The sequence below is a fragment of the Terrirubrum flagellatum genome (assembly GCF_022059845.1).
GTDB classification, from domain to species: domain Bacteria; phylum Pseudomonadota; class Alphaproteobacteria; order Rhizobiales; family Beijerinckiaceae; genus Terrirubrum; species Terrirubrum flagellatum.
Window position 1 is genome coordinate 4,254,328 of sequence record NZ_CP091851.1, and the last position, 8,173, is coordinate 4,262,500.

Here is an 8,173-nt window from a genome sequence, read left to right on the forward strand (position 1 = left end):
TTGTTCGCGATCCGAACGCCCTCTTGTCGCCGAGATGATTGAGCGGCTCCCCCACCTGCACACCATGCGTCGGACGGCATTCCGCCAGCAAATGATCAGTTTGGAGCGATTGATGAAAGGCGTTCATCAAGCCGCGCCGACCAGCGGTCGGCTTCGGCGCGCCAGCAGCGCGAGGTCATGGCGCGCGGGCGGCGCGGCCTGATGCGATGTCGAGGGAAGGGATGGTGGAGCCGAGGGGAATCGAACCCCTGACCTCGTGAATGCCATTCACGCGCTCTCCCAACTGAGCTACGGCCCCATGTCAGCCGCCTGCCTGAAAGCCGGCGCGGACTGATTCCAGCGAGGCGACGGCGCAACCTTGAAAGGGACCGTCGCAGCTGCTGAACGGGAGATTGGGCTCCCGCTTCGCGCGCCTCTATAGACGCGCAGTTGAGGAGGCTCAAGCCTCCTCGTCGCTTTCGATATCGCCGTCGATGAGATCAGAGACGTCGTCGTCGCCTTCCTCTTCCTCCTCGAGGAAGGTGTCGTCCTCTTCGCCGTCATCCTCGACTTCGACATCGTCGCCGGTGGTGGTGGCGGCGGCCTCTTCGCTTGCCGCCTCCTCAAGAGACACGGTCTCCGGCGCGTTGGCTTCGGCTTCCGTCTCATCCTCTTCCTCGTCCGCCTCGGGCTTGGCGGCGGCGGCGCGAGAGGCGGCGGCCGTCGGCTCGAAGGCCGAACGGGGATAGGACTGGCCGGTGTAAGGAGAAACGACCGGGTCCTTGTTCAGATCGTAGAATTTGCGGCCAGTGACCGGGCAAATGCGTTTGGTTCCAAGTTCGGGGTTGGCCACGGACTTAACCTGCTCTGGAATTCGGGAAGTGGGTCGCGTTAGTCGCTCCGGCGGCGGGTGTCAAACAGCTTTTGACAGCCTTTTCCAGCGGGATGACCGGGTCGATTTCGCGTGCTAGGCCGCCTGCGTTTCGCTGCTTTCGCCCCGAAATGACCGACGCGCCGCACTGTTCCGAATTCTCTCGCCGCGGCCGAGCGCCAGCGGCATGATCATCGCGATCGACGGGCCGGCCGCTTCCGGCAAAGGCACGCTGGCGAAGAAGCTCGCCGCCCATTTCAGCCTGCCGCTCCTCGACACCGGGCTTCTCTATCGTGCGACCGCGCGCGCGCTTCTGAGCGCCGGCGCGCCGCTCAACGACGCGGCGCACGCCACACGCGCCGCGCAATCGCTCGACATCGCGAAAATCGACGAACACGACCTGCGCGGCGCGGCCATGGGCGAAGCGGCGTCCGTGGTCGCGGCGATCCCGTCCGTGCGCGCCGCCCTGATCGACGCACAGCGGCGCTTCGCCAACCAGCCCGGCGGCGCGGTGCTCGACGGGCGAGATATCGGTACGGTGATCGCCCCGCACGCCAATCTGAAAATCTTCGTGACCGCCTCGCCCGAGGTGCGGGCCGACCGGCGCTACAAGGAAGCGCTCGGCCGCGGCGAAGAGGTCGAATACGACGTCATCCTCGCCGACATCCGCAAGCGCGACGAGCGCGATTCCGGGCGCTCGGCCGCGCCGTTGAAGATCGCGGAGGATGCAGTGCTTCTCGACACCAGCGCCATGTCGATCGAGGATGTGCTGGCCGCCGCAATCCGGCTGGTCGAGGCGAAGAGCGCAGCGGCGAAACCGCCGGGCTGACATTCCCGCGCTGCGCTTGCAGCCGCGATGGAAGGGCTCTCTACTCCGCGCCTCCGGAGGGGAGCCGTCATGACGCATCGCACTCTATCGCCTTTGCGCGCCGCGTTGTTCGCCGGCGCCGCGCTTCTCGGATTGGCCGCGCTCAGCCCCTCGGCGCTGGCGCAGAGCGAGCTGCGCATCGGATTGCAGGACGATCCCGACTCGCTTGATCCCGCTCAGAACTGGAGCTTCGTCGGCCGCCATGTGCTGCAATCGATGTGCGACAAGCTCGTCGACATCGACAGCCAGGGCAATATCGCGCCGATGCTGGCGACCAAATGGGCCTGGTCGGAAGACGGCAAGACGCTGACGCTGAATCTGCGGCCGAACGTCGTCTTCCATGACGGCACGCCCTTCGACGCCGCGGCGGCGAAGTTCAGCCTCGATCGCGGCCTGACGATGAAATCGTCGCGCCGGCGCGCCGAGATCGACGCCATCGACACAATGGACGTCGTCGATCCCCTGACTTTGCGCATCAATCTCAAGGCGGCGTCGGTGCCGCTGCTCGCGGCGCTGACGGATCGCGCAGGCATGATGGTCAGCCCCACCGCGGCCCAGGCGGCCGGCGACAATTTCGCGAAGAATCCGGTTTGCGCCGGGCCTTACAAATTCGTCGAGCACAAGGCGCAGGACCGCATCGTGCTTGAAAAATTCCCGCAGCATTATCGCGCCAAGGATTTCGCCTTCAACCGGCTGATCTTCCAGGGCATGCCCGATTCGAACGTGCGGCTGCTCAATCTGAAATCGAATCAGCTTCAGCTCATCGAGCGCCTGTCGCCGACCGACATCAGCGCGGTCGAGAAAGACAAGACGCTGCAGGTGTTCGAGAGCGCGACGCTCGGCTATTATGCGATCACCTTCAACATGGCGAATGGCGACGGCGCGGCGTCGAGCGAGTTCTCAAAAAGTCGCGCGCTGCGGCAGGCCTTCGATCTCGCGATCGATCGCAACGCCATCAATCAGGTCGCGTTCGAAGGACGATTCGACGCGGGCAATCAGGCCTTCCCGCCGCAGTCGCCCTGGTACGACAAGGCGCAGCCGGTGAAGCCGCGCGATCTCGATGCGGCGAAGGCGAAATTGAAGGAAGCGGGAATCAAGGACGCCAAGATCGAGCTTCTCGTGCCGACCGATCCGCAACGACAGCAGGTCGCGCAGATCGTGCAATCCATGGTCGCGGAAGCCGGAATCACCATGACGATTCGCTCCGTCGAGCTGATGAGCCTGCTGGCCGCTGGTCGTGAAGGAAAATTCCAGGCTCATCTTGTCGGCTGGTCGGGACGCGTCGATCCCGATCTCAATTATGGGCCGCTGCTCGGCTGCGGCGCCGCCGGCAATGACGGAAAATATTGCAACAGGGATATGGACGCGATTCTGGCGAAAGCGCGCGCGATCGCCGACCCCGAGTCGCGCAAGCCGCTCTATGCGCAGGTCGCGAAGATCCTGCTTGATGATCTGCCGCTGAGCTACATCTATCACGGCAAATGGACGTTTGCGGCGCGCGCGAATCTCAAGGGTTTGAAAGCCTATCCCGACGGCGTGATTCGTCTGGATAGCGTCACGGCGCAGTGACAGTCTGGAGCGCGGCGAATCACCGCCTCGCGTCAGAGCACGCCTCATGGGGGCATATCCCACATGTTGAAGCGACTGTTGTTCACCGTCGCGATCATCACTGCAACGAGCGCCGCGCATGCGCAGGCGACGCCGCACCCGTCCGATCTCATCGCACAGCCCGGCTATAGCGCGGCCTGGTCCGGACTGATCGCGAAGCAGCGATTCGAGCGACGCGACTCCTGGATTCCGAAACTGACCGGGCCGGGCTCTTCCGCGAGCTATCGCGACCCGTCGGGCGGCGTCTGGATCGAAGGGAATGTGTGCCATCCGCACAATTGCAGCGACAATCATCTCATTCTGCTCTTCGATCCCAGGACGAAGAAAATCTGGGCGGCGCAACGGACCCGTGGCGCGCTGCCGAAGAGCGAACGCTTCTTCGGCAACCCTGACGCCGCGATGCGCAAGCTGCTGAGCGATCGGATCGTCGCGAACTTTCCCTGAGGCGCCGCGGCTTGTCGGTCCCGCGCCTCGCGGATAGCCTGATCGCGCCGGGGCTGGCGCATTACGGGGCCGGACTTTCACATGGTGAAATTTTGGGCCGGGATCGCATTTGCGATCACGTTGGGCTTGAGCGCGCATGCGATCGAACTGTCGCAATCCGGCGCATCGGCGATGCTGCGCGGCGAAATCAAGACCGGCGACGATATCATCTTTCGCGAATTTCTCGCGCGACCAGGCGCGGCGCAGATCCGCACGCTCTATCTGCATAGCCCTGGAGGGAAAGTGCTCGAAGCGCGGGAGATCGCGCGCATCGTGCGCAATGCGGGAATGACGACGGCGGTCGATGCCTCGCGCGCCTTCTGCAACAGCGCCTGCACCGCGATCTTCAGCGGCGGCGTCCGGCGGCTCTATCTCAACGCCAATGCGGTTGCTGACGGCGGCGCCGGCAATCTCGGCCTCGGCTTCCACGAGGGCAACAATCCGCGCGGCCCCTCCGGACAAAAGGAATATTCCGGCCGCGCGTCCGGCGAGATGATCAACACCTATTACGAGATGGGCGTCGGCGGCGCGGCGGCGCTCGTGACGAAGGCGAATTTCAACCGGCTCTATCGCGTGTCCGGTCCGACCGCGCTGTCGCTTGGAATTGCGACCAGCCTCTCTCCCTGAATCGTCGGTTCGTTCGCTAACGGTCGCGCGATTGAGACGTACGGCAAATGCGCAGCCGTCTTTTTGAGGTTAAGCGATCGCGGTTCCCATCAGTGACGGCGGCCGCTTTGCTGTGGCGAGCCCGGAGGACGGCATGATCGAATCATCACGACTTCACCGGCGCGCGCTCGCAACCGCGGGATTCCTTGCAATCGCTCTTTGGGCTGTTGCGGCTGCAGCCAATCCAGCGACCGTCGACTACGAATGCTCGCCGAGCCTGCCGGCGGGCAAGCGGGTCTCGGTCGATTTCAACTCCGGCGGCAACTCCATCACCGTCGCCTTTCCGAACGGGACGTCGCTGCGGATGACGAAAGCCATGTCCGGCTCGGGCGTTCGCTATGTCGGCGGCAATGTCGAAGTGTTTGAGAGGGGTGCGAGGCCGCTTGTTCTGAATGTCGAGGGACAGCCCGGGCGCGAATGCATGCGCGTCAGCCCCTGAAACGGTCTGCTTTTCGGAAGCCGAATCGCCACAGTGAACGAAGTCTGAAACGCTTCCTTGGGATTCGCCTCGCGCGCCAAACTGCTTTTGCGCGAATCTTTCGTAGCGTGAATCCGTTAGGACAGCTTCGCACACTACATGTCCATCCTGATTCGCTCGGCTGTCTCTGTCGTTCGACGAGATCGGCTCGTTGTCGCGTGGCTCTGCGCGATGACTGGCGCGTGCGCGCTGGGCATCATCTGGCCCCGAATTCACGCGATCTATCTCTTGCTTTCAAGCGGATTTGTTTTCGTGGCGCCGACGAGATTCCTGAAGCACTTCAGGGAGAATCCGTCGCAAGAGATGATTGATTACGCCCAGCGGAATCGCGCGGAGCGAGCTGGATGGCTGGCCGATGAGTTTATCGCGATGATCCTTTTCGGCCCGATGATTGTCTTCGGGTTCACGAAGCTGGTTGATCTGGCATACGCGATGAACGATGGGCCTTTCTCAGCCGCGTCTTTGATCCCGCTCATTTCGATGGCTGTGACGCTTGGCGCCGCGCTTCACTGGCTGTGGGCGATCAGCCCGCGCATCGAACCATCATCCGAAAAATAGACAGCCAATTTTGCACAAACAAAACCCCGACGCTTTCGCGTCGGGGTTTTGCATTTCCAGAGCATGATCCTTTTCCGAAAACCGGAATCCACTTTTCGGGGATCATGCTGAGGTGAAGAGATCAATCTGTCCTTGGCAGGCCCGGCAACGACCTACTCTCCCGGGTCTTGAGACACAGTACCATTGGCGCTGAAGAGATTAACGGCCGAGTTCGGGATGGGATCGGGTGTGGACTCTTCGCTCGAGCCACCGGGCCGGCAAAGGACAGATTTGGCAAGCACTGGTTATTTTGAAGTCGCTTGGTTGAAGCGTCACGATCCAATGTCACGGACATGGATCATGAGAACGTTCAAGTCGATCGAGCTATTAGTACTGGTCAGCTAAGCGCCTCATTGAGTTCGGCAGCTTACACATCCAGCCTATCAACGTGGTCGTCTTCCACGGCTCTCAAGGGAGAACTCGTTTTGAGGTGGGTTTCCCGCTTAGATGCATTCAGCGGTTATCCCGACCGTACATAGCTACCCTGCACTGCGGCTGGCGCCACAACAGGTCCACCAGAGGTACGTCCATCCCGGTCCTCTCGTACTAAGGACAGATCCTCTCAATTCTCCTACACCCACGACAGATAGGGACCGAACTGTCTCACGACGTTCTGAACCCAACTCACGTACCACTTTAATCGGCGAACAGCCGAACCCTTGGGACCTTCTCCAGCCCCAGGATGTGATGAGTCGACATCGAGGTGCCAAACGACGCCGTCGATATGGACTCTTGGGCGTCATCAGCCTGTTATCCCCGGCGTACCTTTTATCCGTTGAGCGATGGCCCTTCCACGAGGAACCACCGGATCACTATGACCGTCTTTCGACTCTGCTCGACTTGTCAGTCTTGCAGTCAGGCGGGCTTATGCCATTGCACTCGACGACCGATTTCCGACCGGTCTGAGCCCACCATCGCGCGCCTCCGTTACTCTTTCGGAGGCGACCGCCCCAGTCAAACTGCCCACCATGCGCTGTCCCGGACCCTGCTGAAGGGTCGCGGTTAGACATCCATGACGATAAGGGTGGTATTTCAAGGGTGACTCCATCCGAGCTGGCGCCCGGACTTCAACGTCTACCACCTATCCTACACATGCCGACACGAATGCCAGCGCAAAGTTGCAGTAAAGGTGCACGGGGTCTTTCCGTCTGATCGCAGGAACCCCGCATCTTCACGGGGAATTCAATTTCACTGAGTCTATGTTGGAGACAGCGGGGAAGTCGTTACGCCATTCGTGCAGGTCGGAACTTACCCGACAAGGAATTTCGCTACCTTAGGACCGTTATAGTTACGGCCGCCGTTTACCGGGGCTTCGATTCGCTGCTTGCACAACTCCTCTTAACCTTCCGGCACCGGGCAGGCGTCAGACCCTATACGTCGTCTTGCGACTTCGCAGAGCCCTGTGTTTTAGGTAAACAGTCGCCACCCCCTGGTCTGTGCCCCCCGCACATGCTTGCGCATGCACAGGGCCTCCTTATCCCGAAGTTACGGAGGTAATTTGCCGAGTTCCTTCAACATAGTTCTCTCAAGCGCCTTGGTATTCTCTACCAGTCCACCTGTGTCGGTTTAGGGTACGGTCTGATGCAGGGGCTATTTCCTGGAACTCTTGGGCTGCCCAATCAATCCGATAAGATCGAACAGCTTCCCAAGTCCGTCACCACCTGCTGGCCCACGAATATTCACGTGGTTCCCATCGGCTACGCATTTCTGCCTCGCCTTAGGGGCCGGCTGACCCTGCGAAGATTAACTTTACGCAGGAACCCTTGGACTTTCGGCGACAGTGTCTCTCACACTGTTTGTCGTTACTCATGTCAGCATTCGCACTTCCAATACCTCCAGAGGCTCTCACGAGTCCTCCTTCGACGGTCTATGGAACGCTCCGCTACCGCGCATCTTGCGATGCACCCTAAGCTTCGGCTCGTGGCTTGAGCCCCGTTACATTTTCGGCGCAGAAACCCTTATTTAGACCAGTGAGCTGTTACGCTTTCTTTAAAGGATGGCTGCTTCTAAGCCAACCTCCTGGTTGTTTTGGGATTCCCACATCCTTTCCCACTTAGCCACGAATTAGGGGCCTTAGCTGTAGGTCAGGGTTTTTTCCCTCTTCACGACGGACGTTAGCACCCGCCGTGTGTCTCCCGAGTAGTACTTCCAGGTATTCGGAGTTTGGTTAGGTTTGGTAGGTCTGTGGGACCCCCGCACCCATCCAGTGCTCTACCCCCTGGAGTATTCGCTCGAGGCGCTACCTAAATAGCTTTCGCGGAGAACCAGCTATTTCCGAGTTTGATTGGCCTTTCACCCCTAGCCACAAGTCATCCGAGACTTTTTCAACAGGCACCGGTTCGGTCCTCCAGTGCGTGTTACCGCACCTTCAACCTGCTCATGGCTAGATCACCCGGTTTCGGGTCTAATGCAACGAACTGAACGCCCTGTTCAGACTCGCTTTCGCTGCGCCTCCACCTATCGGCTTAGGCTTGCTCGTTACACTAAGTCGCTGACCCATTATACAAAAGGTACGCCGTCACCCTTGCGGGCTCCGACTGTTTGTAGGCATTCGGTTTCAGATACTATTTCACTCCCCTTGTCGGGGTGCTTTTCACCTTTCCCTCACGGTACTAGTTCGCTA

General features: G+C 60.6%; 6 protein-coding genes, 1 tRNA gene and 2 rRNA genes (1 of these 9 cut by a window edge). 5 read left to right on the forward strand and 4 right to left on the reverse strand.

Annotated features, from left to right (window positions below):
- Nucleotides 1–222 precede the first annotated feature (222 nt).
- Nucleotides 223–298 (reverse strand) — tRNA-Ala (locus L8F45_RS20405).
- A 141-nt stretch (nt 299–439) separates the two neighbouring features.
- The gene (locus L8F45_RS20410; RefSeq protein ID WP_342359692.1) at nt 440–832 is read right to left on the reverse strand and encodes a TIGR02300 family protein; all 393 of its coding nucleotides are present in this window, start codon (nt 830–832) and stop codon (nt 440–442) included.
- 205 nt (nt 833–1,037) lie between these two features.
- On the opposite strand from L8F45_RS20410, the gene cmk reads away from it, so the two are divergent.
- The 5 genes from cmk (at nt 1,038) to L8F45_RS20435 (ending at nt 4,914) form a co-directional block, all read left to right on the forward strand.
- Nucleotides 1,038–1,679 carry a (d)CMP kinase gene (gene cmk, locus L8F45_RS20415; protein WP_342359693.1) on the forward strand — a complete coding sequence of 214 codons (642 nt, stop codon included), beginning with the start codon at nt 1,038–1,040 and terminating at the stop codon, nt 1,677–1,679.
- 69 nt (nt 1,680–1,748) lie between these two features.
- On the forward strand, nt 1,749–3,287 hold the full coding sequence (locus tag L8F45_RS20420; RefSeq protein WP_342359694.1) for an ABC transporter substrate-binding protein: 1,539 nt from the start codon (nt 1,749–1,751) through the stop codon (nt 3,285–3,287).
- A gap of 63 nt (nt 3,288–3,350) precedes the next feature.
- Nucleotides 3,351–3,770, forward strand: coding sequence for an Ivy family c-type lysozyme inhibitor (locus tag L8F45_RS20425; RefSeq protein WP_342359695.1), 420 nt, complete (start codon nt 3,351–3,353; stop codon nt 3,768–3,770).
- A gap of 81 nt (nt 3,771–3,851) precedes the next feature.
- Nucleotides 3,852–4,436, forward strand: coding sequence for a hypothetical protein (locus tag L8F45_RS20430; RefSeq protein ID WP_342359696.1), 585 nt, complete (start codon nt 3,852–3,854; stop codon nt 4,434–4,436).
- Nucleotides 4,437–4,569: 133 nt separating this feature from the next.
- Nucleotides 4,570–4,914, forward strand: a complete 345-nt coding sequence (locus L8F45_RS20435) for an MliC family protein (protein WP_342359697.1) — start codon at nt 4,570–4,572, stop codon at nt 4,912–4,914.
- A gap of 736 nt (nt 4,915–5,650) precedes the next feature.
- Here the strand turns inward: L8F45_RS20435 and rrf are convergent.
- Nucleotides 5,651–5,765: ribosomal RNA gene (gene rrf / locus L8F45_RS20440) — 5S ribosomal RNA — on the reverse strand.
- Between the two features lie 91 nt (nt 5,766–5,856).
- Nucleotides 5,857–8,173 (reverse strand): 23S ribosomal RNA (locus L8F45_RS20445) (it continues 487 nt past the right edge of the window).

What these genes read in the sequence shown, in the direction of transcription:
- cmk (WP_342359693.1), top strand. Translation starts at nt 1,038, where the DNA reads ATGATCATCGCGATCGACGGGCCGGCCGCTTCCGGCAAAGGCACGCTG.
- L8F45_RS20435 (WP_342359697.1), top strand. Translation starts at nt 4,570, where the DNA reads ATGATCGAATCATCACGACTTCACCGGCGCGCGCTCGCAACCGCGGGA.
- L8F45_RS20420 (WP_342359694.1), top strand. Translation starts at nt 1,749, where the DNA reads ATGACGCATCGCACTCTATCGCCTTTGCGCGCCGCGTTGTTCGCCGGC.
- L8F45_RS20430 (WP_342359696.1), top strand. Translation starts at nt 3,852, where the DNA reads ATGGTGAAATTTTGGGCCGGGATCGCATTTGCGATCACGTTGGGCTTG.
- L8F45_RS20425 (WP_342359695.1), top strand. Translation starts at nt 3,351, where the DNA reads ATGTTGAAGCGACTGTTGTTCACCGTCGCGATCATCACTGCAACGAGC.